We start from the raw sequence: 25,913 nt of genomic DNA on the forward strand, positions 1-25,913 counted from the left end.
CTGCCTACCGTGCTGCCTGTGTGGCTTACCCCGGTGGTATCAGCCTATCGGTGCGCTGCTTACCTACAGTGAAACCGATGCCCCCGCTACCAAACAGACCAGACTTGGTCACGGTCTTGTCGTGCACCTCGGTTGAGGTGCTTTCTGCCGTACCGAGCGTAAGGTCACGCCCTGCTGCCAGCACCACATCCCCCGTACCCGCAATCTGCGCCCCCTGCGAGGTCAGGTCACGGCCGGCTGCCACGGTGACGGTCTCACCGCTCAACGTGGTGGTAACTGCAATGCTGTCATGCCACTCATCGTGAGTGGTGGTGGTCTTGGTCTTGAGGAAGCCCTTCTTCTTGCGCTGCTCGTCGATGGTCAGGTCGTGCTCTTCCTGCGCCGCAGTCAGGTTGACGTCGCGGCCAGCAGAAACACCGATGCCTCCGTCATCGCTGGCAACGGTTGTTGCCTGCAGCGTGACGTCGCGCCCTGCCTGCATCGCAATGTCACCGCCAGCAGTAATCTGCGTACCCTGCACGGTTTCGTCACTGGCTGATACCGCACGCGAGGACTTCTTGCCTGCATATCCGGTGTCGAAGGTGCTGACATCCACAGCAACGCTGCTGTTGATATCCCGCCCGGCCTGCACAGCCATCGCATTGCCGGCGCTGACGTTTGCGGCGGTCAGGTTGACGTCGTTGCCGGCCTGCAACACCACGTTGCCGGCGCCGCTTACGGTGCTGCCAACATGCGTGGTTTGGCTGGTGCGCAGGTAGTTGCGGCTGTCGGCGGTGAAATCCAGGCTTTGTTTCTGCGCGATGGTGTCCAGGTTGAGGTTGCCACCGGCCGCCAGCACGGTTGCGCCGTTCGTGCCGGCGTTTACCACCTGGGCACCGGTCAGGGTGACATCGCCCCCGGCATTGACGGTGAGTGCACCGATACCGCTGGGACTGGTGACGTACAGCCCGGCTACGCGGTCGATGCTGGTGCTGCTTTGCGCGTGAGTGCCACCGCTCTCCCAGCTGCGTGTGGTGCTGGCAACAGTGATATCGCCACCCGCCTTGACGCTGAGTGCATCGGTAGCGGTCACCTTGCTGCCGATGATGTCGATGTTCTGCTTGGCCTGCAGCCCTACCTGCTGGCCACTGATATTGGCACCAGCAAGATTGCGGATGTTGCCTGCGTCGATGGACACCAGCTTTCGACCAGCCACATCGCCTTCATTGACGAAGTCGCCGCGCAGCTTCAGGTCAACGTTGGCACCAGCCAGCAGCGCACCGTTGTTGGCGAGGTCACCCGGCTGCACGCGCAGATAAACCTGCGGCACCAGCGCGGTGGTGGTTGAGCCATCGGCGAGGGTGATGGTCTGCTCAACCAGCCAGACGATGTCGCTGGTCAACTGCGCCATCTGCTCGGCGGTCAGCGCGATGCCCGGGCGCAGGCCCCAGCCGCTGGCGACGGTAGCCCCGGCTTCCAGCAGGGCACGGTACTGATCCTCATCACTGGCATAGCCATCAAGGAAACGACGACCGGTGAGTTCGCCAATCTGCTCACGCACCAGCTTCTGCTCGTAGAAGCCATCGCCCAGGCGCTTCTGCGTGGTGACCGGGTCAAAGCCCATCTGCGCGAGCAGGTGGTCAGAGCTCAGCCAGTTGCGGTAATCCGCAAAACGCGGATCGGTTTCCACCAGGTGCTGGCCGCGATTGGCGTCCACCTTGAACAGGCTTCCGGTGGGTGCCTTGCCATCGATGGCGGTAGTCACGATGGTATCGGCGCCATCGCCGATGGCGCGCACCGCGGTGGTGCCGCCCAGGCCGGTTGTGCCCTGTGTATTGACTGTGCTGGCGTTGCCGGCTTGTGCGGCATCCGGGCCGTTGGCATTCGCGTCCGCGACAACCTGCCCCTTCACGACGCCAGGCCCCTGCACCTGGCCAGCGCCCGGTCCCACTGCGCCCGCACCCGGCCCTTGGGCATTCAAATTGGCAAGCCCAGCGCCATCCTGGACATTTGGCGCATCGCGGCCATTGTTGAGGTTGCTCAGGTCACCAACGTCCACGCTGAGCGTGCCACCCGCAGAAAGTACGCCGCCAAGTTCCCCCACCTTCTCGGAGATATCGGAGTTTTTCCAGGAACTGGAAGCGCCCCGATAGGTGTAGGACGTGTTGTTGAACGAATGCGTGCGGTAGAGCGACAAGCCTATGTTCTGCACGCTGGCGGTATCGCGGTTGATACCCACGATATCGAGATTCCCGCCCGCCGCAATGCGGCCATACTGGTTCAACAACGCATCGGTATCGATGCGCATATTGCCGCCGGCATTGATGGTCGCATCGGCCCCGGCTGAACTCACCACATCTTCAACAATGCTGTGGGTGGCAATACGGTACTGCTCGTTGCCAGAGGTATTGTTTGGATCACGCCGCATCTCGATCAGCATGTGATCAGGGTCGGTGTACTGGTACAGCGCAGTCAGCTGGACACAGTTGGTGGTACACGTGCCGTAGTTGCTGGAATAGGTGAGGTTGTCCTCTTCGTACCTGAATGCAGGCGCCCCCGGCTCGGAGGGAATGAGTTCGCGGAAGGGATCATCCGCACCTGTGGTCACAAGGTCGGGATTGGCTTGGCCATCCTGTCGGCCGGTGTAATAAATCGTCACCGTGCCATCGCTCATCACCAAGCGCGACCGCCCGCCTCTGGCACCGTACAAGCCGCCACGGCCAAACAGATAGGCAGTTGTCTGCGCATTCACGCGCAGCACTGCGCGGCGCACGACATAGCCGTCCGGGGTGATGTAAGGGGTGTCTTCCAGAATATCGTCGGGGCTTAGATAGTAGATCTCGTGCGCGACGTAGTTGCTGGTGGTCTTGTAGTCGGAGTTGCCGTTGCTGCCGTTCTTGAACCAGCTTGGCTGATCCAGGCGCACAGGAGCATTGACCGTCTTCACCTGCTCCACGACGACGTTCTGGCGGATGTTGTTGACCGCCAGCGCGTTGATATCCAGGTTACCGCCCACCTCGATGATGGAGCTGATGTTGTCTACCTGCTGGGCGGTTCCTGTCGCCAGCCGGTTTACATCCAGCACCTGGCCGATGGCAGCATCACCTCCGCTGTAAATCAGGCTTTGGTCGCTGTTGATCAGATGACCGGCGCCAAGATCGAGCCGGTCACGCGCAGCGATGGTTGCCGATGTCGCCACGCCCGCCAGGGTCTCGGCGCGGTTGAGCAGCTCCCTGGCCTGGATGGCAACGTGGTCGCCGTAGATTCGGCCGCTACCGGTGTTCTCCAGCGTATCCACCACAATGTGCGTGGTTCCACCATCAATCAGGCCACGGTTGACCACCTTGCCATCGGCCGACAGCTGGGTCAGCCCAAGGCTGCTGATCTCACCTTCGACGGCATTGCTGATGTTGGCTGCGCGCACTGCCACCGCGCCGCCCTGGATTTTGCCGTGGTTGTTCACATCCCCCGCAGTGGTGAGGCTGAGCGCGCCATTTGCCACCAGCTCCCCGGTATTGGTGAAGCTCTCGCCCAGCACAAGGGTCGCGTCGCCTTGTGCCAACACCTTGCCATCGCCACTGAGATTGCGAGCGGCCAAGCTTTGATCGCCGCCCGATACCAGCGTGCCGGCGGTATTGAGCACGGTATCTGCACTGATATCCAGGCGGTTGCCGGTAGATACCTGGCCGCCAGCGTTGTTCAGACCCGCCGTGAGTGTCAGCGTTGCGTTGCCATCGGCAATGACCTGGCCCTGACGATTGTCCAGCGACTGCGTCGTCAGCTGCATCGTGCCCGCCTGCAGGCCGAGGGCCTGGTCCGCTACAGCGGTGCTTCGGTTATCTACGCTGCCAGCGTTTAGTACCAGCGTACCGTTGGCGGCAACCAGGCCCGCTTGGTTGTCCAGCGTGTTCTGCACATTGAGGGTGGCATTGTTGCCCGCCTTGGCCACACCGCCGGCGTTTGCCAGCGATTGCGTGCGCACGGCCAAATCCGCCGCACTCACCAAGGAGCCGCCCTGGCTGTTGTCGATGCTGCTCGCATCCAGCTGTGCATTGGCTTGCGCGAACACGACACCGTTGCGGTTGTCCAAGGCACCGCTGCGGATATCCAGGGTGCCGGCACTCACGATGCCAGCACTGCCGGAGTTGAGGTTGAGCAAGGCGTTGCCTGCTGTATCCACAACCAGCGCCGCCGCGGATTGAATCAAGCCAGCATTGTTCTGCAGCATTCCGCTGTTGATGGTGAGCCCAGCTTCCAGGCTGGCTATCGTGCCGCCGTTGTTGTCGAGCAGTTGCCCACGGGTGTCGATGGCGGCCTTGCCGCCCAGTACCGTACCGCCCGCATTGCTGAGGCCACTGCTGGTCAGCTGCAAGTCCGTACCCGCCTGAACAATGCCGCCACTGTTGTCGATCCCCGTCTGTACGGTGAGCGCCAACGCTTGGCCTGCGGCTACGGTGCCTTGATTGTTGTTCAATCCGCCGGCTGCCACCACTGCATCGCCGCCGCTGGAGACCATGCCTTTTTCGCGGTTGTCCAGCAAGCCATCAACTGTCAGTTCGAGCGTGGAGGTACCTGCCACATGCAGGCTGCCGCCTCGGTTATCCAGGCTTGCCGCATGCACATCGGCGTCCCCTGCCGTCACCACGATGCCGCCGCGGTTCTCCATTGCACCGGCAACCGCAATAGCGCTTGCCGCCGCACCAGCACCCTGCAACTTGCCTTGGTTGTTCAGGAATGTTGCCGCGCGCAGATCAACCGCGCCGTTGCTGCCAATGCTGCCACCGCTGTTGTCCAACCGGTTGCGGACCTGCAGCAGCAGCGCATCGGCACCGGTTGACACCAGCTGCCCACCCGCCGTGGTCAGATCACCGGTCTGCACATTGATACGCTGCGCCGAAGTCGTGCCATCACGCAGGTCCGTCACCTGCCCGCTGATGTTCAGGCTGCCATTGCTGAGCAGGCTGCCGGCCTGGCCGGCGAGCGTGGCGGCAGTAATGGCCAGCGTGCCGGTGCCGGCGTGCTGCACGGTACCTGCCGCATTGCCGAAACTTGCTGCACGAATCGTCAAGTCGCTGTTGCTGGCAAGCGTGCCGCCATCGCCATTGTCCAGTACGCCCTGCACATCCAGCGTATTGGACTGGTCGCCGGTCATGACCACCGTGCCACCGCGGTTGTCGAAATCCACTGCATTCAACGTGAGCTGATTGGCGTTCAGCGTTGCGGCGCGATGGTCCACCACACCGGCGGTGAGCGTGAGCGCGCCACCCGTGGCAATGGTTCCCTTCTGGCCGTCCAGCCTGCCGGTGCTCAGCTGCAAACCTTGGGCACCTGCATGACTGATCACACCTTGCGTGTTCACCAGACTGCCTGCGCTCAGGTCCAGCATATCGGCGTTACTGGAGATGTTGCCCGAGGTGTTGTCGAGTTGACCTGCCACCTCAATATTGCTCGCCGATGTACCCGCTGAACTCAGCTTTCCTTCGCGATTGGACAGCGCGCCTGCGCTGAGCTCCAGGCCACCGTTGGCTGCAATAACGCCGCCGTCATTGTTCAAGCCATCGCGCACCTGCAGCTGCAGCGCGTCACTACCGGTGGACACCAAGGTGCCGTCAGCGGTGGTGAGTGCGTTCGCCTTGAGCTTCAGCTTCCGCGCTTGCGTGGTGGCGCCCTGCAGATCGACCGCATCGCCTTCCAATGTCAGGCTGCCATTGCCGACAATGCTTCCACCAGCGCCCAACAGCTCGGCAACCTCAACGCGGAGCTCTCCCTCACCGGCGTGCTCGATCGAGCCGCTGCGGTTGTCCAGGCGGGCAGCCTCCAAACGCATGTCACCCCCGGCTGCCAGTCGCCCGCCGCCGCTATTGTCCAGCAGCGCATCCACCTTCACCCGTAGGTCGGCGCCTTCGGCAACCACCACCGAGCCACCCACGTTGTGCAGCTGGCCCGCGTCAATCTGCAATGCGCCGTTGCTGGACACCGTACCGCCGCGGTTCTCCAGCGATTGCGCGATACGGATGCTTGATGCGGCATTGCCGGCAGCAATCAGCTTGCCTTGGTTGTTGATGAAATTGGCTGCACTCAGCGCAACCGCGCCATTGCTGCCGATGGTGCCGCCGGTATTGTCCAAGCGGTTCTGCACCTGCAGGTTCAGGGCATCGGTGCTGGTGGCAGCCATCTGGCCGCCGGCGGTGATCAGCTCTCCGGTCTTGATGGCGATGCGCTGCGCGGAAGTGTTGCCATCGCGCAGATCCGTGGTTTGCCCGGCGATGTTGAGGCTGCCGTTGCTGACCAGGCTACCGCCGTGCCCGCTGAGTTGGACGGCGTTGATTGCCAACGTGCCCTCGCCTGCGTGCTGCACGGTGCCGCCGGCGTTACCGAGCTCGGCGGCAGTGATGGTCAAGTCACCGTTGCTCGCCAAAGTGCCTTCACTATTGTCCAACGTCGTCTGGACGTTCAGGACATTGGCCTGTGAGCCGGTGGCAACCACCGTACCGGCCCGGTTATCAAATGCAGCGGCGTCCAGCGCAATCTGCGTGGCATTGAGCGTGGCATTGCGGTGATCAACCGCCCCTGCTGCGAGAGTGATCATGCCACTGCTGACAATGCTGCCACCCTGGCCAGCCACATTGCCCGTGGTCAACCAAAGGCCCTGCGTACCGGCGTGACTGATTGTTCCCTTTTCGTTGGCCAACGAAGCGGCGTTCAAGCGCAACGTGCTGGCATTGCTGGCCAGCGTGCCGCCGCTGTTGTCCAATGCACCGGCAACCGTCCATATGCCTGCATCAACGCCGCCATGCGCGATGCTGCCGCCGCGATTCATCAACGCGTCGGCGGAGAGTTTGAAACTGCCGGCAACGTTCAACTGCCCTTGGCTGTTGTCCACGGTGGCAGCACGCAGGTCAGCATCATGTACCGCCAGATTGCCGCCGATGTTGCGCAGGTCGCCGCCCTCCAGCTGCAGCGTGGCTACACCCAGTTTGCCGCCACTATTGTCCAGGCCTGCGCGCGCACGGATGTCCACAGCGCCCAGCGCGTCGATCCGGCCGCCATCATTGTTCAACGTGTTGCCGATGTTGAGTGCGCCGGCCGCCAGCGGCGTAACAGGCGGCGTGACCGTGCCGCCCGTACCACCGCCGCCTTCGCCTGGAGCTGGGCCACCACCGCCCACGGTGCCGCCGCCATTGCCACCTTCGGAGCCACCACCCGTGCTGCCGCCGGTACCGCCACCTGAGGTAGCGGCCTCCACCACGCCAATGCGGCCATCGTTGCGATTGCTGAGGGTTCCGGCCGAAAGATTGAGCTGCTGTGCGCCAACCTGTTCGATGGCGCCGCCTTGATTGCGCAGGGCATCCGCATTGACCTCGATACGTCGCGCATTGAGGGTGCCGCCGCTATTGTCCAGATCCGCAGCGGTACTGATGATGGCTTCGCGTGCTGCACTCACGGTGCCCCTGTTGGCAACGCCGCCGGCGGCGGAGAGCTTCGTATCCTGCTGTGACTGCAATGAGCCGCTGTTTTCAAGCCTGCCCTCGGCCGTAACCACCAGCTCACCGGCCTGCGCACCGATCTTGCCGGCGTTGCGCATGCCGACGCCGTGTTCGTTGCCGACCAGCCAGATCTTGTTGGCGTACATGCCGCCCAGTGCGCCCACGTCCAATGCGAACACCGGCGCATTGCCGCTGGCGGTCTTTGCGTTCACCTGGCTGTGGTCGGCGCTGACCACGTTGCTGCCAAGGCTGGCGTGCAACTGCTGTGCCCAGATGCCGGCATTCACTTCCAGCGAGCGGCTGATGATGTCGGTGTAGTCGCTGTCGGTCGCATCCAGACCCGCGCCGCTGATCCGCACCGCGCCGCCATCGACGCGATAACCATCCAGAACGCCGGCGTTGACGATGGCCGTACCGGTAGTCAGGGTGACGCGGCTGGCATTGAGGAAGCCGCCACCGTCCACCGAAATGCCGGCTGGGTTGGCGATCACCACCTGGGCGCGGTCACCGGCTACTTCCACATAGCCACGCAACTGGCTGGGGTTGGCACTGTTGACCTCATTGAGGATGACCCGCGCGGTGCCCTTGGCCAGCCAGGGATTACCCTGCACCCAGCCGCCAAGCTGGGTCTGCACGTTGCCGCGCGAATTGTTGAGGATGGCGCCGTCGCTGCCTACATCGAACTGGCTATACGTATTACGCGACACACCGGCCGCACTGGGCGTAGTGATATTTACCTGCGGCGTGCCGTTGGCCGAGGTCACCACCGTCGGGCGCTGCCGGTCCGGCGCGCCGGGATCGGCAACGATGCGGCCGGCCTGGGCGGTAGGTGCCTGCTGTGCGGTCACCGGCTGTACCAGCCCCACCCAGCCCATCAACAACCACAGGCCAAAGCTCATCGGATGCAATGCCGCCGTGGACAGGCCGGTGCCGCTGCTGCGGCCGCCCTTCGCTGCCTTCACCAGTTCCGACGCCACCTGCCACACACCCAGGGTACGGTTATAGACCAGACGGTAGACACGATTCATGGCATTGCTTCCTTTCGATGCTTGGATGTTTGATCTGCTGCCTTTCCGGTACGGATAACGGCAGCAGATTCCATTTGTAGGCGGCCGAGGTGACCGCCGGATATCAGAACGAGGCGCTCAGGCTGAAGCCGAACGTCGTGTATGCAGTTGGGAAACCCGCCGGTTTGTGCAGCGGGCTGCCGACAAAGACGTCCCATTGCGCGTGGGCAACGCCGCCGCGCAGGCCGACGGCCGCGCCCGCCAGGTAGTCACCCATCTGCCAGCGCGTGGCCGGGCCACCGACATGGCCGTAGTCCGCGCCCAGATAGGCCTCCTGCCCACCGCCGAGCGCAAAGCCCAGTTCGTTGCGCAGTACCCAGCCGCGTTCGCCACTCAGGGACATTTCGCCGTCAAAACCGCGCACGGTGTAGCGGCCGCCGATGGAGAAACGGTCCTGCGGCACCAGCAGGGAACGGTTCCACTGCGCACGCCAGCTGCCGGTGTAACGCACGGGCTGCTTGCCGAGTTTGAAAGGCAGCATCAGCTGCGCATCAGCGGTGATGATGCGGCCACGCGCGGTGCCTTCGCTGAAGGCCTCCTCCGGTGCAGGCAAGGCACCGAATGCTGCGGTACCTCGCCGGTAGGCGAGCCCGGCATCCAGCGTGTTGTTGCCGAAGAAGTGCTTGTGCGCCAGCCCCAACTCCCAGCCTGCCATGCGCCGGCGCTGCACTTCGATCTCGGTGTCGTCGATGAAGTTGTTCGAATCGCGGTACCAGGCCCGTGCATAGCCACTGGTCTTGAAGCTGGCGTTGCGGAACAGCATGCGGGTCAGGCGCACTTCCGCGTTGCGGCTGGCGCCGCTGTACACATAGGTTTCGTAGGCACCGGCAACGGACTGGCTGTAGTCGTACTTGCTGGCGTTGACGCCCACCAGCCACTTGCCGACCGGCACGCTGTAGTGCGCGGCCCAGCTCTCGGTGTCGCGGCCACTGCCGTTGAACACCGACTTGCCGGCGTTGAGATAGAACAGGTCGTTCAAACCGGCCAGGTTGTCCAAGGACACAGTAGCGCCGGCCTGCAGCTTGCCGGTGGACTGGCTGCCGGAATCGTCCAGGGTCAGGTTTGCGCGGACCTTGGAGCGCTGCTTCCAGCTGATAAGCAGATCGCTTTCACCCGGCTTGGCATCGGCCCCTTCGGCCGGCGGAGCAATCTGGATATCCACGGACGCGGTTGGCACACGCTGGAAATTCTCCAACGCCTGTTCGATGTCACGCAGGTTCAACAGGTCGCCAGGTGCCGCCGGCATCGCATTCCACAACGCAGGAGCCGACTGCGCGCTGTCGGCAAAACGAATTGCATGGATCCGGCCCGGCACCACGGTCAGCTGCAGGGCCCCGCTTTTCAGATCCTGCGGCGCGGCGAGGATACGGGTGGTGACATAGCCACGGGCGATGATCGCGTTCTGCACGCGCTTCATCACGATATCGACGCCGGCCGTACCCAGACAGCGACCGGTAACAGGATCGTCCTTGGGATCGGCGGCCTTCAAGGCCCAGCGGAAGCGATCAGCCTCTTCGCCGTCCAGGGTGATGTGGTTGATGACGAAGCAAGGCGCTTCATCAACGGGCAGGCGTCCGATGTTTTCTTCCGGCGTGGCTTGCAGACGCGCATCTGGCTGCGCTTCCTGCTGCTCACGCAAGACGCGCTCGCGCTCTTGTTGCCGCAGCAGTTCCTGCGCGTTTACGTCTGCTGTCTGCGCCTGTGCGGCGCCAGTTCCGAGCACGGCTGCACATGCAACCACCAACAACCGCGCACGCGTCATCAACGCGCCACGCACCCGCATTCCTTTGCCTTGCATATGAACCAACCGTCCTTGAGCAATTGCGGCCAGCGGCCGCGCGGAATGATTGGGGCCTGCGCACCATTCCGAAAAACATCGGCTGCACAACCAGAACCGGAAACCTCCCGTCCGCCCTGATTGCGCCTGCCCCCTGTAAGCACAACTCTGCCAGTTATTTTAGCAAACCCGCAGATTCGATTTGGTCACAAATAAGGAAATGTATTTTCGGACCAGATCCAATTGACATGTGGTCATAGCCACCTGTAATGCCGAATGTCTTCTTCGGGCATTGCATAAAAAAAGGCCATGCAGTGCATGGCCTTTGGCAAACAAACGCGCAAGACGATTATCAGAACGGAATATCGTCGTCGGCAAAGTCGTCCATCGGCGGAGCCGACTGCTGCTGCGGGGGTGCCTGGCGCTGCTGCTGGCGCTGACCGCCGCCGTAGCCACCGCCACCGCCGCCGCCCTGATCCTGGTTGCCGTAACCGCCCTGGCCGCCGCCCTGCTGCTGGCGCGGGGCCGACTGGCGCTGCGGACGATCGCCGCCCATGCCGCCACCACCACCGCCGCCTTCACCACGGCCGCCGAGCATCTGCATTTCGTTGGCGACGATATCGGTGGTGTACTTCTCAACACCGTCCTGGCCGGTGTACTTGTCGTAGCGCAGTTCGCCTTCGACATAGACCGAGCTGCCCTTGCGCAGGTATTCGCCGGCGATCTCGCCGAGCTTGCCGAAGAACACCACGCGGTGCCATTCGGTGCGCTCCTGCTGGTTGCCGTCCTTGTCCTTGCGCACGCTGGTGGTGGCCAGGCTGATGCGGGTGATCGCCATGCCGGCCTGGGTGTACTTGGTGTCCGGGTCGTTGCCGAGATTGCCGACGAGGATGACTTTATTGATGCCGCGGGCCATAGGTTCCTACTCTTCCGTTGGGGTCCACCCGCCGGATGCGGGCAATAGCCCACGTATTATATCGTTCCTGCGGCAGATATCAGTCAATCCGCAGATGCCTTGGCACGTAAGGCTTGCGCTCGCCCCGGAGCAGCTGAAGCGGCCCCCAGCCCACGCTCTGCCCGGGCCAGGCCGGGACCTGCCAGCGGTGCCGCCCATCCCGGTCCCGCATGGCCCATGGCATGATGCCTGACGTCTTCACATCACCAGGCATGATGGTCATCAAGGGCAAAGCCACCTCATTGGATATCGCACACATGGCGGGCGTTTCGCAGCCCACCGTGTCGCGAGCGCTGCGCGGCAGCCCGATGGTCAACGCCGAGACCCGCCAGCGCATCCTGGATATCGCCAGGCAGCTGAACTACAAGGTCGACAAGAACGCCTCCAGCCTGCGCTGCCAGCGCTCGGGCACCCTGGCCCTGCTGTTCTTCGAGGACCCGACCACCGATGACTCGCTGATCAACCCGTTCTTCCACTCGATGCTGGGCTCGATCACCCGCGCCTGCGCCTTGCATGGTCGCGATCTGCTGGTGTCCTTCCAGCAGTTGTCCAGCGACTGGCACGCCGATTTCGAGGACAGCAACAAGGCCGACGGCATCATCCTGCTGGGTTATGGCGATTACCACGAGTCGGTGGAGCGTCTGCAGCGGCTGGTCGAGCAAGGCACCCACTTCGTGCGCTGGGGCGCCGCCCTGCCCGGCCAACCGGGGGTGTCGGTAGGCAGCGACAACTTCCAGGGTGGCTACGACATCACCGCGCATCTGCTTGAGCAGGGCTGCCGGCGCATCGCCTTCCTTGGCCATGCCTCAAGCCATTACCCGGAGTTCGAAGAGCGCTATCGCGGCCACGCGCAGGCACTGCGGGACCGGGGACTGGCAGCGGATGCCGGCCTGCAGCACGACGCCATCACCACCGAGGAATCCGGCCATGCCGCCTGTCTGGCGCTGCTGGACCAAGGCATGGCGTTTGATGCGATCTGCGCGGCCAGCGACCTGATCGCCATCGGTGCCCTGCGCGCCCTGCGCGAACGCGGCCTGCAGGTGCCACAGGACATCGCGGTGACCGGTTTTGATGATATTCCGCTGGCAGCCTCGGTATCACCGGCGCTGACCACGGTGCAGCAGGACACCAAGCAGGCCGGCCAGCTGCTGGTCGACAAGCTGCTGGGGCTGATTGCCGGTGAAGCTGTGGACGGGCTCACCATTCCGGTGAAGCTGGTGGTGCGCGAATCTTCGCGACGGGGCTGAGCCAAGCGGGAATGCGGCACGCCTTGTTGCCCGGGCAAGCAAAGCACACCCGGGAAAAGCAGGACGATCAAATTGAAGCCGGCAACCACTTGCGCGATCAGGCACAAGCCCCGGGTGCGCTGCGCTTACCCGGGCTACGTTTGCTCGCGTAGCTGGGGCAGCGGCTCTATCAGGTGAAATCCTTGAGAATTTCGCCCACGCCCGATGGTGCGATTTCAAAGCCCAGCGGCGTGCCGGGATTGATCACCACGCCGTAGCCGCCCGGCACGCGCCGCAGCACCTCCAGCATCAGCATGCGGATGTTGTGCGGGGCCTGTTGCTGATGAAAGCCAACCCGCGCCATATCGGTGAACACCGCCACGTGCAGCACGCCCTGTTTGTCGAACAGCAGTGGATCAAAGCCGCTGCCGTCGGGCGTGACCAGGCTGCCGGTCAGCAGCACCACCTCGGACGCCACGAAGGCCTGCATGAAGGCGCGGATCGGCAGCTTGCCGTCCATTGCGGTCTGCAACAGGATTTCGATGGGGGTCTGCGGGGGGAGCTGGTTCATGGGGTGCCGCCGGGAATGCCTGGGGGCGGATTGTAGCGGGTGGGGCTGGTGGAGTCGCAAAGGCGGGAGCTGGAGGCTGGGGCTGGGGCTGGGGCTGGGGCAGAGGCAGAGGCTGATGCAGAGGCACGAGCAGAAGCAAGAGCTCTACCCCTCCCCAACCCTCCCCTTGCCTGCGGCAAAGGGAGGGGGCTTGGCTCCCTCCCTTTTGCGTAGCAAAGGGGAGGGTTGGGGAGGGGTGGCTTTTGGCGCGAAGCTGAAGCTGCCCTCACCCCACCCCCTCTCCCGCACGCGGGAGAGGGGCTTAAGCAGGCTTTACTGCGCCAATCGCTTATCCCGCGCGATCTGGTCCGCCATCGCCGCATCCAGCTGCGCCTGCAGCTCGCTCTGATTCACCTGCGCATCCAGCACGAACACCTTGACGCCATGCGCCGGCACCTCGGCCTTCAGTGCGTTCTTCACCTTTACGTTGCCGCCATCCAGCACATCGCGCCACTGCCCGGCCTGCAGGTAACGGCTCACCTCGAACGTGCGTGCCGCATCGCTCTTGTTCAACAGCACCAATACCGTCTGTGCGGTATCGCCCTGCTGCAGCACGCGGTAGAACACCGCTTCATCGCCCAGCAAGCGCTCGTTGACCTGCAGGCCGCGCTGCAACGCAGGCGTCGCTTCGCGCAGCTTGGCGATGCGCTGCAGGGGCGCGAAGATCGGGCTCTGCCCTGCAGCATCCACACGCTGCTGACCGAAGTACGCACGGTTGCCCGCATGCTCGGCACGGCCGCGCATGAAGCCGGTTTCCGAGCCGTAATAAAGCACCGGAATACCGCGTGCAGTGAACAACCAGTTGTGCGCGTCGATGAAGCCGGCGTCGCTGGCATCCAGACGCGCCATGTCGTGGTTGTCGTAGAAGCTCATCAACGCGTAGGGATTCGCATACGGGCCGCCACTCAGATGCAGCGGCTCGGCCAGTGCTTCAAAACCCTTCTGCTCTTTGCCGAATACCGAGGACATGGCACCGCGCAGCGGGAAATCGAGCACGCTGACGTTCGCGTTCGACGGCCAGGTGTGTTCGGCAATCTTGGCCGCGTCGTAGTCGAAGGCTTCGCCGAACATGAACATGCCCGGGTGCTCGGCGCGGATGCGCTGCACGAATTCATGCCACCACGGATGCGGCAACCAACCGATGGTATCGATGCGCAGAGCATCCACGCCCTGCGCCGTCCACTGCAGGTAGGCGCCAACCAGGTAATCCATCACCGCCGGGTTGTGCTCGTTGAAATCCGAGAGCTCGGCCAGGTTGCCGTCAAAGATCGAACCCTTGCTGCCATCGACCGGGCCGATGTTGTTGTAGAACGCGTGCAGCGGGTTGTGCTTCGGGTCGAGCTTGTCCGGCGCCAGGTTCTGGTGGTCGGCGATCAGCTTGCCGTCCTTGTCGAAAATCTGCCCGAACTGCAGCTGGCGCTTGGGCATGGTCCAGGCCGGTGAGCCGTGGTTGCCGACGATATCCAGCACCACCTTCAGCTTGGCGTCGTGCAAGCCCTTGGTCAGCCCGGCGAAATCCAGGTCGGCGCTGGGCAGGTGCTCGTCCAGCTTGTAGAAGTTGATGCCCCAGTAACCGTGGTAACCGGTCTTGCCACGATCGGTCAGCGTACTGGTGCAGCTGATCGGCTTGCTGCCGGTGAAGGCCTGGTCGGGGTTGTCGATGATGGGCGTGATCCACACCGCGCCAAAGCCGAGATTGCGGATGTAGTCGGCGTTGTCCAGCACGCCCTTGAAGTCGCCGCCTAGGTAGCCGATGTTGCCGTCGACCTTGTCCGGGCAAGGCACCGGAATATCGAAAGTTGGGTGCTCGCCACCCTGGTCGCGGTGATCGTTGCTGGTGTCGCCGTTGACGAAGCGGTCAGTGACCACGAAGTACACCGCATCACGGGCAAACGGCTCGGTGGTGCCGATGTAATCCGGCCGGTTACCGGCAAATGCCGTACCCGCCACCAAGGCCAGACCAACCGCTGCTGCCAAACGACTACGCATCACACCACCTCCTGTTGCGACGGAACCCGCAATACACACAACCCGGCCACGAACAGGCTGCAACCACCCAGCACCAGCACGTGGATGGGGTCACCGCCCAACCAGTTGCGCAGGGCAAAGCCCAGCGCGCTGGCTGCGACCAACTGCGGTATCACGATGAAGAAATTGAAGATGCCCATGTACACGCCCATCTTGGCCGCCGGCACGCTGTCCGACAGCAGGGCATAGGGCAAGGACAGGATCGATGCCCAGGCAAAACCCACGCCCACCATCGACAGCAGCAACCACTGAGGGTCCTTGATCAGCATCAGCGAGATCAGCCCCAGCCCGCCCAGCCACAGATTGATCAGATGGCTCCAGCGCAGGCCGATGGCGCGCACCATCAGTGGAATGATCAGCGCGGCCACCGCGGCGAAACCGTTGTAGGCACCAAACAGCACACCAACCCAGTTTGCGCCTTCGTTGTAGGCCGCGGTCTGCGTATCAGTAGAGCCGAAATGGGTGCCGGCTACCGCTGCGGTGGTATAGATCCACATCGCAAACAGCGCGAACCACGAGAAGAACTGCACCCAGGCCAGGCGCCGCATCGTGCCGGGCATGCTGCGCAGGTCATCGACGATGGTGGCCAGCATATGCGTGCCGGGCAGCACCCGCGCCACTGCCAGCAACAGACCGTAGCTGGCACACAGGCCAGCCAGCACATAGAGCATGCGGTCGCCTTGCCGCCACGCGATCAAGGCCGCCAGTACCACGCCAAGGCCCAGCCAGAGACCGATCTGGCGCCACTGCGGCGGGCCACCGACACGCTGTGCGGCATGCAGCGGCGATGGCTCGGCGTCGTCAAAGCCGGCCAGCTCGGCCGGTGAATACTCGCGCGTGCTGAACACCGTCCAGCTCATCGCCAGCAGCAACACCACGGCACCGAAATAGAACGCATAGCGCACGGTATCCGGCACTTCACCCGGGCCGGCGGTGTTGGCCACACCGAAGTAGGCCAGGATGAAAGGCAGAAAGCTGGCCACCACCGCGCCTACACCGATGAAGAAGCTCTGCATCGAAAACCCGGCCGGGCGCTGCCTGGGCGAAAGCTGATCACCGACGAAAGCGCGGAACGGTTCCATTGAGATGTTGATCGATGCGTCCAGCACCCAGAGCGTGCCGGCGGCGATCCACAGCGTCGGCGAATTCGGCATGACCAGCAGCGCCAGCGTGGTCAGCACCGCGCCGATCATGAAGTAAGGCCTGCGCCGGCCCCAGCGCGTCCAGGTGCGGTCGGACAGGTAGCCGATCACCGGCTGCACCAGCAACCCGGTTAGCGGTGCGGCGATCCACAGCCCCGGCACCGCGTCCATCGGCGCGCCCAGCGTTTCAAAAATGCGGCTGGCATTGGCGTTCTGCAGCGCGAAGCCGAACTGGATACCCAGGAAGCCGAAACACATGTTCCAGATCTGCCAGAACGACAGCTGCGGTTTGCTATTCATCAAGCGCTTCCCCCCTCCGGGAATCACGGATGCGATGGTTGGGCGCGGATGCGCTGCGGCCATGGTAGAGGGCGCACCTGTGATCTGCACCGCCGTTGCATACGTATTCAATGCGGCATAACGCCCACGGCGGCCTGCGCCGGGGAATAGTGGCGCCACGTGCCACCCCGCAGGGCCGGCGCGCCGACCAGAACCCGGAGTTGAGACCCGCATGGCCGATACACGCCCCATCCCTGCCCGCCTGTCGCTGAAAGCCGCCTTCGCGCTGCTGTTGATCAGCTGCCTGCCGGCCCACGCCGCCGATCTGGCGCGCGTCACCTCGCCCGACAAACACCTGGTGGTGATCGTCGAATCGCAGCACGAAGGCCGCCCCTCGTACCGGGTGGAGCGCAATGGCGAGGCGGTGATTGCGCCGTCGCGGCTGGGCATGTTGCTGGGCGATGGCCGGCTGGAGCGCAATGTCGCGCTGACCGGGCAGTCGCAGCGCAGCTTCGATGAAACCTGGGAGCAGCCCTGGGGCGAGCGCCGCCTCACCCGCAACCATTACAACGAACTGCGCGCCAGCTTCACCGAGAAGCCGGGCGCGGGCCGCAACTACGAGCGCCGCTTTGATGTGGTGTTCCGCGTCTACGACGATGGCATCGGCTTCCGCTACGAGTTCCCGCAGCAGGCAGGCATGAAGCAGGCGCAGATCCACGCCGAACTGACCGAATTCGCGCTGGCGCGCCCCGCTACCGCGTGGTGGATCCCCGCCTTCGAATGGAACCGCGAGGAATACCTGTACCACCAGACGCCGCTGAAGGAAGTTGGCACCGCCCAGACCCCGCTGACCCTGCGCAGCGACAACGGCCTGCATATCTCCATCCATGAAGCCGCGCTGGTCGACTATGCCGGCATGAACCTGGCCCGCGGTGACGGCGACATCCTGCACGCCACGCTGACCCCGTCCAGCAGCGGTGCACCGGTGGTGCGCGCCCTGCCCTTCAACACCCCGTGGCGCACCATCACCATCGGCGAAAAGGCCGGTGATCTGGCCGAATCCAGCCTGATCCTCAACCTCAACGAGCCCAATGCGATTGGCGATGTGAGCTGGTTCAAGCCGGCCAAATATGCCGGCGTGTGGTGGTCGCTGCACCTGGAAACCGAAACCTGGGCCACCGGCCCCAAGCATGGCGCCACCACAGAAAACACCCGCCGCTACATCGACTTCGCCGCCGCCAATGGTTTCCGTGGCGTGCTGGTGGAAGGCTGGAACGTTGGCTGGGACGGTGACTGGTTCGCCAACGGCGAGGCCTTCGACTTCACCCGCGCCACCCCGGATTTCGACCTGCCCGGACTTGCCAGCTATGCCGCCGGCAAGGGCGTGCACCTGATCGGCCACCACGAAACCGCGTGCGCGGTGAGCCACTACGAACGTCAGCTGCCGGCAGCGCTGGATCTGTACGCGCGCAACGGCGTGGACGTGATCAAGACCGGCTATGTCTGTGACGCCGGCGACATCCACCGCCAGGATCAGGCCGATGGCCCGATCACCCGCGAATGGCACGAAGGCCAGTGGATGAGCAACCACAACCTGCGCGTGCTGCAGCAGGCCGCCGCCAAGCACATCGCCATCAACTCGCACGAGCCGATCAAGGACACCGGCCTGCGCCGCACCTACCCCAACTGGGTATCGCGCGAAGGCGCGCGCGGCATGGAATTCAACGCCTGGGGCAACCCACCCAACCCGCCGGGCCATGAAGCCACGCTTGTGTTCACCCGCATGCTGGGTGGGCCGATGGATTACACCCCCGGCATCGTCAGCCTGAAGGGCCGCAACGGGCTGGCTCTGCGCAGCACCCTGGCCAAGCAGCTGGCCTTGTACGTGGTGCTGTACAGCCCGGTGCAGATGGTGGCCGACCTGCCTGAACATTACGCGCAGCACCCGGACGCCTTCCAGTTCATCAAGGATGTGGCGGTGGACTGGGAAGAAAGCCATGTGCTGAATGGCGAGATCGGCCAGTACGTGACGTTTGCGCGTAAAGCGCGCGGTAGCGAGGAATGGTTCGTCGGCAGCGTCGGCAGCGAGACACCGCAGGCGCTGGAGGTGGCGCTGAGCTTCCTCGGCCCGGGCAAGCGCTACCGCGCGGAAATCTACCGCGACGGCGACGGCGCCAACTGGCAAACCGCACCGTTTGCCTTCGTCCGCGAGACGCGCGAAGTGGGCAATGGCGACCGGATCAAATTGCAGCTGGGCGCCGGTGGCGGGGCTGCAGTGCGGTTTGTACCGCTGAATTAAGCCCCTGTCGCGCGGAAGCAAGGCGTTTCAGGCCTTGCTTCCCTGCCGTCATTACCCGCGCGAGTGGAGATGATGGCTTGAGGGCAGCGGCGCAGGTGCGCGCAGCCCCTCCCCGTACAGACATCCAAAACCACCGCAGAAAGCGTTTTCAGACCTATCTGCCGCTCCTGCACGCCATTGAATACGTATGCAGCCCAGCGCCACGGGCTTGCCTGCTGATTACCATGCGAGACAGTCGCAAGCAGCGAAAAAAACAACCGCGACGCATCCCCCGCAACATGCGTGGGAGCAAAAAACAACCAACCGACATCACCTGGGAGAGGGGAGTATGTTGAACACCAAGCGCAACCTGCTGAGCGTGGCACTGGCTTCGGCCATCACGCTGAGCGCAACCGCCGCACACGCACAGAGCGTGGACGACGAAGCCACTGCAAAAGCAAAGGCCCAGGCCACCGACCTGGATACCGTCACCGTTACCGGCATCCGTCGCGGCATCGAGAGCGCGATTTCGGTCAAGCGCGACTCGACCTCGATCGTGGAAGCCATCTCGGCCGAAGACATCGGCAAGTTGCCCGACGTCAGCATCGCCGAATCCATCGCCCGCCTGCCCGGCCTGGCTGCACAGCGCGTCGCTGGCCGCGCCCAGGTGATCAGCGTGCGCGGCCTGTCGCCCGACTTCGCCACCACCCTGCTCAACGGCCGCGAGATGGTCAGCACCGGCGACAACCGCTCGGTGGAGTTCGACCAGTACCCGTCCGAACTGATCAGCGGCGTCACCGTTTACAAGACCCCGGACGCCGGCCTGGTTGGCCAGGGCTTGTCCGGCACACTGGACCTGCAGACCGTGCGCCCGCTCAGCTACAACGAGCGCGTCATCGCCGTCAGCGGCCGCTACCAGAAGAACTCGCTGGGCGAAGCCGCCGGCGAAGACCCTTATGGCAATCGCCTCAATTTCAGCTATGTCGACAAGTTCGCCGACAACACCATCGGCCTGGCCATTGGCATCTCCCACTCGGAGATGTCCAAGCAGGAAAACCAGGTCGGCCTGTATGAGCCGTGGCAGGCAATCGGTGACAACTGGCGCCCCGGCGTGGCTGAAGGCACCTATTACTCCGACGGCATCAAGGCCCTGCGCCGCACCGGGCATTCCAAGCGCGATGGCGTGATGGCTACCCTGCAGTTCCGGCCCAACAACAGCTGGACCAGCACGCTGGACACCTTCTACACCAAGGCCAAGGAATACGACACCGCCAACCAGATGGAAATCCATCTTGGCGATTACAACGGTGGCTATGACCGCCTGAACGTCACCGACGTGGTGGTCAACGGCAATGGTAGCTTCGTCAGCGGCGTGGCGCACAACGTCTATCCGCTGGTACGCGGCATGTACAACAACCGCGAAGACACCATCAAGGCGGTTGGCTGGAACAACGAATTCACCTTCGGCGAAGTGCGCGTGGTGGCCGACGTCAGCTGGTCCAAGGCCGAGCGTGACGAGCTGAACCTGGAAAACAACCTGCAGCTGCTGCCGGCGCCGATGCTGGATTCGGTCAAGCTGAATTTCGCGGGCGGCAGCTTCCCGCAGTTCACGCCTGGCCTCGATTATTCGGACTACAGCAAGCTCTACCTGACCAACACCATCTATGGTTCGGGTTACGGCAAGACCCCGCATGTTGACGACGAGCTGAAGGGCTTCAAGCTGGCTGCCACCTTCCCGGTACCGGAAGGCTTCACTTGGTTCTCCGACTTCGACATTGGCGTCAACTACGCCGACCGCAGCAAGAACAAGACCCAGGCCGAAGGCAACATCAACCTCGGTGCCCAGGGCATCACCAGCATCGGCGCTGACCTGCAGTACAAGCCGGTCAACCTGGGCTTTGCCGGCGCGGGCTACATCCCCGCCTGGAACGTACCGGCAGCGGTTGGCCGCTACATGCTGTTCAACCCGACTACCACCGAAAGCTACCTGATTCCGAAGCAATGGACGGTGGATGAGAAGATCACCACCACCTTCCTGCGCGCCAACATCAGCACCCAGATCGGCTCGATCCCAGTACGCGGCAACGTCGGCATCCAGGCCCAGTACGCCGACCAATCCTCGCGTTCCAATTACTGGGACAGCTCACAGGGCGTGGGCAATGAAGTTGTGCCGATCGATGAAGGCGAGAAGTACCTGGACTTCCTGCCCAGCCTGAACCTGGCGTTCGAGCTGCCGGCGGAGAACACCTTGCGTTTCGCCCTGGCCCGCCAGGTAGCGCGCCCGCGCGTGGATGAGCTTCGCGCCTCGATGGAATTCGGCATGGACACCACGCTGGGCAAGCCCGGCGCCAGCGGCGGTAACCCGCATCTGCGCCCGTGGGTTGCGAACGCCATCGACCTGTCCTGGGAAAAGTACTTCGGCAACAAGGCTTACGTGGCTGCTGCGGTGTTCTACAAGGACCTGAAGAGCTACATCTACACCGAGAAGCGTGACGGCTACGATTTCACCGACCAGGTGGCGGAGTGGATGAAGGTCGACACCAATGCAGCCCAGCTGCAGGCACCGGCACAGATGACCGGCTACTACACCGCACCGTTCAACGGCACCGGTGGCAGCCTGCGCGGCGCTGAACTGACCGCCTCGTTGCCGTTGGATCTGTTCTCCGACGCCCTGCGCGGCTTCGGCGTGGTGGCCAGCGCGAGCTTCAACGACAGCGACATCATGATCAAACCGGATCCGGGCACCACCTCCAGCGTTGGCAGCGAACCGATCATGCTGCCGGGCCTGTCCAAGCGCGTTTACAACTTCACCGCTTACTACGAGAACAGCGGCTTTGAAGTGCGTTTGAACCAGCGCAAGCGTTCGGACTTCATCGGTGAGATCGGCAACTTCAACGGCGCCCGCACCCTGCGTTATGTGAAGGGCGAGAACGTACTGGACGCGCAGGTGGGCTACAGCTTCGCCGACGGCAACGCGCTCAGCGGCCTGAGCCTGTTCCTGCAGGCCAGCAACCTGACCAACTCCAAGTACGAAACCTATGCCGGCAGCAAGGATCGTCCGCTGGAAACCGTGGAATGGGGCCGCACCTACCAGGTGGGTGTGAACTACAAGTTCTGATTGGTTCTGGTCAGGCGCAAATTGAAGGCCCGCTGCTTTGGCAGCGGGCTTTTTTGTTTTGTCAGGGCAGCGTTGTGCGTGGCTTGCTGCTAAGAGAATGCTGAAGTTTTTTGTGATTGCCGCTTGGGGGGCTGGGGCTGGGGCGTTGGAAGTTATGCCCTCATTTCTAAGCAGGCGGTAATGGCTTTGGCTTTGGCTTTGGCTTTGGCTTTGGCTCTGGCTTTGGCTCTGGCTTTGGCTCTGGCTTTGGCTCTGGCTCTGGCTCTGGCTTTGACTCTGGCTTTGGCTCTGGCTTTGGCTTCGGCTTTGGATTTGGCTCTGGCTGTTTGGCACTTCCCTTCTCCCGCTTGCGGGGGAAGGTGCCCGGAGGGCGGATGGGGGGAGCTTTGGCTTTGGCTTTGGCTTGCTTTAAAAGCGCCCTCACCCCAACCCCTCTCCCGTAAACGGGAGAGGGGCTTAATCCAAGTCCAAGTCCAAATCAAAGTCAAAGTCAAAGTCAAAGTCAAAGCCAAACCCCAAACCCCAAACCCCAAACCCCAAACCCAAGCCCAACGCCAAAGCCCCAACCCAAAGCAAAATCAAAATCAAAAGCAAAATCAAAAAAAAAGGCGGAGATGCTATCTCCGCCTGCACAAAAGAGAGAACAACAAAAACTCAGCTGCGACGCGCGCAGTACACCGCGTGCCCAGGCAATACCAGCTCACCAGCGTCGACAGCACCAGCCACCGGGCCCGGCACGTCCAACGCCAGCCATTCACCCGTCGGCAAACCATGCCGAACCGTCTCGCCTGACAGATTGAACGCCAACAACAAGGTTTCATCCCCGGCCTGACGTTCAAACAGCAACACAGGCTCGGCGCTATCAAGGAAACGAATCGACCCTCCGACCAAAGCCGGGTGCACCTTGCGCCAGCTCATGAAGCTGCGGAACGAATGCAACACCGAATCGCCATCCACTTCCTGCGCCTGCACCGAAAGCGCCCGATGCTCAGCCGGAATCGGCAACCAGGGTTTGCCTGTGGTGAACCCAGCCAACGCTCCATCGGTCCACGGCATCGGCGTCCGACATCCATCGCGGCCCTTGAAGTTCGGCCAGAAGGTGATGCCGTAAGGATCCTGCAGCGCTTCGAACGGAACATCCGCCTCGCCCAGGCCCAACTCTTCGCCCTGGTAGATACACACCGAACCGCGCAGCGAGCACACCAGCGCGGCCAGCATCTTGGCCAGCGACGGCTTGGCAGGATGCCCGCCCCAACGGGTCACCGCACGCTGCACATCGTGATTGGACACCGCCCAGCACGGCCAGGCCTCGCCCATTGCCGCTTCCAACCGCTCGACCGTGCCACGGATGTAAGCCGCACTGTAATCGTCCACCAGCAGCTCGAAGCTATAGCCCATGTGCAGGCGACCCGGCGCGGTGTACTCGGCGGTAGTGGCCAGCGAATCCTCCGAGGAGATTTCGCCCAGCGTCACCGCTTCCGGGTACTGGTCCAGCAAGCCACGCAGGCGCTCGAGGAAGCCGATGTTCTCGGGCCGGGTGTTGTTGTAATAGTGGTACTGGAAGGCGTACGGATTATCCGGGCTGAAACCGCGGCCAATACGCTCGCTTTCCGGCTTGGGCGGGTTGTCGCGCAGCTGTGCGTCGTGGAAGCAGAAGTTGATCGAATCCAGACGGAAGCCATCCACGCCACGATCAAGCCAGAACTTCACATAGTCCAGCGTTGCCTGCTGCACCGCTGGATTATGGAAATCCAGGTCCGGCTGCGAAGCCAGGAAGTTATGCAGGAAATACTGTCGACGCCGTGGCTCCCACTGCCATGCCACGCCACCGAAGATCGACAGCCAATTGTTCGGCGGGCTGCCGTCAGCACGCGCATCGGCCCACACATACCAATCGGCCTTGGGATTGTCGCGGCTCTCGCGGCTTTCCTTGAACCAGGCGTGCTCCACCGAGGTATGGCTGAACACCTGGTCGATCATCACCTTCAGGCCCAGCGCATGCGCCTTGGCCAGCAAACGGTCGAAGTCGGCCAGGTTGCCGAACATCGGGTCCACATCGCGGTAATCGGCAATGTCGTAACCAAAGTCGGCCATCGGCGACTTGAAGAACGGCGACACCCAGATCGCATCCACGCCCAACGAGGCCACGTAGTCCAGGCGCTCGATGATGCCCGGCAGGTCGCCGACGCCGTCGCCATTGGTGTCCAGGTAGCTGCGTGGGTAAATCTGGTAGATGACGGCACCGCGCCACCATGGAGTTTTCGACATCGAGCGCCCCCCTACGGGCTTCAGCGCCCTGTTTCAGGGCCGCGAAATGTATGCCAGCCAGCTTAGCGTCGGCGCTTTGCCGACGGTGTTGCTTGCATACGTATTCACTGCGCAAAGGCCCGGTTCTGCTCGGTTTTCGGCCCCGACGGGCCGCCTACGCCGACTCCGCCTATAATCCCCGGGTACCCCCTGAAGTCTTCCTATGAGCATCGCTGAACATATCCGCCCCGCGCTGGGCCTGCCTGCCATCCAGACCCTTGCCGCAGCGGACATGGCTGCCGTTGATGCCCTGATCCGCCGCCGTCTGTCCTCGGACGTGGTGCTGATCAACCAGATCGCCGATCACATCGTCTCGGCGGGCGGCAAGCGCCTGCGGCCGATGCTGGTGATGCTGGCCGGCCATGCGGTCGGTGGCGCCGGCCCGGAACACCACCAGCTGGCGGCGATCATCGAGTTCATCCACACCTCCACCCTGCTGCACGACGATGTGGTCGACGAATCCGACCTGCGCCGTGGCCGCAGCACCGCCAACGCCTTGTGGGGCAACGCCCCCAGCGTGCTGGTCGGTGACTTCCTGTACTCGCGCAGCTTCCAGCTGATGGTCGAGCTGGAGCGCATGGCGGTGATGCAGATTCTGGCCGACACCACCAACCGCATCGCCGAGGGCGAGGTGCTGCAGCTGCTGCACGTACATAACCCGGACACCGACGAAGCCGCCTACCTGCGCGTGATCGAGCGCAAGACCGCAGTGCTGTTCGCCGCCGGCACCCGCCTGGGCGCACTGGCTACCGGTGCCGACGAGATCGTGCAGCAGAAGCTCTACGACTACGGCATGCACCTGGGCTATGCCTTCCAGATCGCCGACGATGTGCTGGATTACTCGGCCAATGCCGATGAGTTGGGCAAGAACCTGGGCGATGACCTGGCCGAAGGCAAGGCCACCCTGCCGCTGATCCACGCGATGGCGCATTCGGATGAAACGGTGCGCCAGCGTCTGCGCGAGATCGTGCAGGACGGTGACGCCAGCGCGATGCCGGAAGTATTGGCAGCCATCCACGCCACTGGCGGCCTGGAATACAGCCGCAAGCGCGCCGTGGAATACGCCAACGCCGCCGAGCAGGCCCTGGACGGGCTGCCGGAAACCGAAGCGGTTGCCGCCCTGCGCGGCCTGGCTCGCTACGCCATCGAACGCAGTCACTGATCCCGATGACGGGCCTGCAGCAGTTCCCTGAAGACGAGCGGGCGGTGTTGTTGGCGGTGAAAGGCGTAGGTGCCACCGTGGTGGCACGGCTGGAGCAGTTGGGCTTTCATTCGCTGCCGCAGCTGGCCCAGGCCGACCCCGGCGATATCGTCAGCCAGGCATCGGCGATGCTGGGCAGCAGCTGCTGGCGCAACAGCCCGCAGGCGCGGGCAGCGATCAGTGGCGCGATAGCGGCGGCGCGGGGCCAAGCCCTGTGGGAGCGGCGTTAGCCGCGAAGCTACAGATGTTTCCGACGTTACCGAAGGCGAACCACCAGCAGCGCATCCAATGCGGACAGCAGTTACCGCGATCTGACAGATAGTCAGCTTCGCGGCTTACGCCGCTCCTACAAACGTCATGGATTGCCGGTGAAGCCCCTGCCGAGCATGGCTCGGCACTACACGACAGCCCTTGCTGGTACCGCCCGGGCCGCTACTGACCGGGAAAGGTTCAACCGAT

General features: G+C 63.3%; 12 protein-coding genes. 5 read left to right on the forward strand and 7 right to left on the reverse strand.

The genetic code is table 11. The annotated features are described in order from the left end of the window. Positions 1 to 25: 25 nt before the first annotated feature. The 3 genes from ABE493_RS13810 to ABE493_RS13820 all read right to left on the reverse strand — a co-directional run bounded on the left by ABE493_RS13810 (position 26) and on the right by ABE493_RS13820 (position 11,226). Positions 26 to 8,494 carry a filamentous hemagglutinin N-terminal domain-containing protein gene (locus ABE493_RS13810; protein WP_346499487.1) on the reverse strand — a complete coding sequence of 2,823 codons (8,469 nt, stop codon included), beginning with the start codon at positions 8,492 to 8,494 and terminating at the stop codon, positions 26 to 28. A gap of 103 nt (positions 8,495 to 8,597) precedes the next feature. Beyond that, entirely contained in the window at positions 8,598 to 10,331 is a 1,734-nt protein-coding gene (locus ABE493_RS13815) for a ShlB/FhaC/HecB family hemolysin secretion/activation protein (protein ID WP_346499488.1), read from the reverse strand. Between the two features lie 331 nt (positions 10,332 to 10,662). Then, a complete protein-coding gene (locus ABE493_RS13820; protein WP_346499489.1) occupies positions 10,663 to 11,226 on the reverse strand; it encodes a single-stranded DNA-binding protein in 564 nt (187 codons plus the stop codon). Between the two features lie 254 nt (positions 11,227 to 11,480). Between ABE493_RS13820 and ABE493_RS13825 the strand changes: the two genes are divergently transcribed. Then, positions 11,481 to 12,512 carry a LacI family DNA-binding transcriptional regulator gene (locus tag ABE493_RS13825; protein ID WP_346499499.1) on the forward strand — a complete coding sequence of 344 codons (1,032 nt, stop codon included), beginning with the start codon at positions 11,481 to 11,483 and terminating at the stop codon, positions 12,510 to 12,512. A 169-nt stretch (positions 12,513 to 12,681) separates the two neighbouring features. On the opposite strand, the gene ABE493_RS13830 is transcribed toward ABE493_RS13825, so the two are convergent. The 3 genes from ABE493_RS13830 to ABE493_RS13840 form a co-directional block, all read right to left on the reverse strand. Next, positions 12,682 to 13,062, reverse strand: a complete 381-nt coding sequence (locus ABE493_RS13830; protein ID WP_346499490.1) for an SseB family protein — start codon at positions 13,060 to 13,062, stop codon at positions 12,682 to 12,684. A gap of 312 nt (positions 13,063 to 13,374) precedes the next feature. Further along, positions 13,375 to 15,090: an alpha-amylase family glycosyl hydrolase gene (locus ABE493_RS13835; protein ID WP_346499491.1), complete on the reverse strand. Its 1,716-nt coding sequence runs from the start codon at positions 15,088 to 15,090 to the stop codon at positions 13,375 to 13,377. Further along, positions 15,090 to 16,571, reverse strand: coding sequence for an MFS transporter (locus tag ABE493_RS13840; protein WP_346499492.1), 1,482 nt, complete (start codon positions 16,569 to 16,571; stop codon positions 15,090 to 15,092). Before ABE493_RS13840 ends, ABE493_RS13835 begins: the two co-directional genes overlap by 1 nt. Before the next feature lie 211 nt (positions 16,572 to 16,782). Here ABE493_RS13840 and ABE493_RS13845 point away from each other — a divergent pair, with 211 nt between their 5' ends. Continuing rightward, on the forward strand, positions 16,783 to 18,849 hold the full coding sequence (locus ABE493_RS13845; RefSeq protein WP_346499493.1) for a glycoside hydrolase family 97 protein: 2,067 nt from the start codon (positions 16,783 to 16,785) through the stop codon (positions 18,847 to 18,849). Between the two features lie 328 nt (positions 18,850 to 19,177). Next, complete coding sequence (locus ABE493_RS13850) at positions 19,178 to 21,946, forward strand: TonB-dependent receptor (protein WP_346499494.1); 2,769 nt, start codon at positions 19,178 to 19,180, stop codon at positions 21,944 to 21,946. A gap of 654 nt (positions 21,947 to 22,600) precedes the next feature. Here the strand turns inward: ABE493_RS13850 and ABE493_RS13855 are convergent. Beyond that, the gene (locus tag ABE493_RS13855; protein ID WP_346499495.1) at positions 22,601 to 24,214 is read right to left on the reverse strand and encodes an alpha-glucosidase; all 1,614 of its coding nucleotides are present in this window, start codon (positions 24,212 to 24,214) and stop codon (positions 22,601 to 22,603) included. Between the two features lie 202 nt (positions 24,215 to 24,416). On the opposite strand from ABE493_RS13855, the gene ABE493_RS13860 reads away from it, so the two are divergent. Next, positions 24,417 to 25,415 (forward strand): polyprenyl synthetase family protein, encoded by a 999-nt coding sequence (locus ABE493_RS13860; RefSeq protein WP_346499496.1) that lies wholly within the window; start codon positions 24,417 to 24,419, stop codon positions 25,413 to 25,415. Between the two features lie 5 nt (positions 25,416 to 25,420). Continuing rightward, positions 25,421 to 25,684 carry a helix-hairpin-helix domain-containing protein gene (locus tag ABE493_RS13865; RefSeq protein ID WP_346499497.1) on the forward strand — a complete coding sequence of 88 codons (264 nt, stop codon included), beginning with the start codon at positions 25,421 to 25,423 and terminating at the stop codon, positions 25,682 to 25,684. Positions 25,685 to 25,913: the final 229 nt, after the last annotated feature.

The organism is Stenotrophomonas terrae, assembly GCF_039674165.1.
GTDB lineage: Bacteria > Pseudomonadota > Gammaproteobacteria > Xanthomonadales > Xanthomonadaceae > Stenotrophomonas > Stenotrophomonas terrae_A.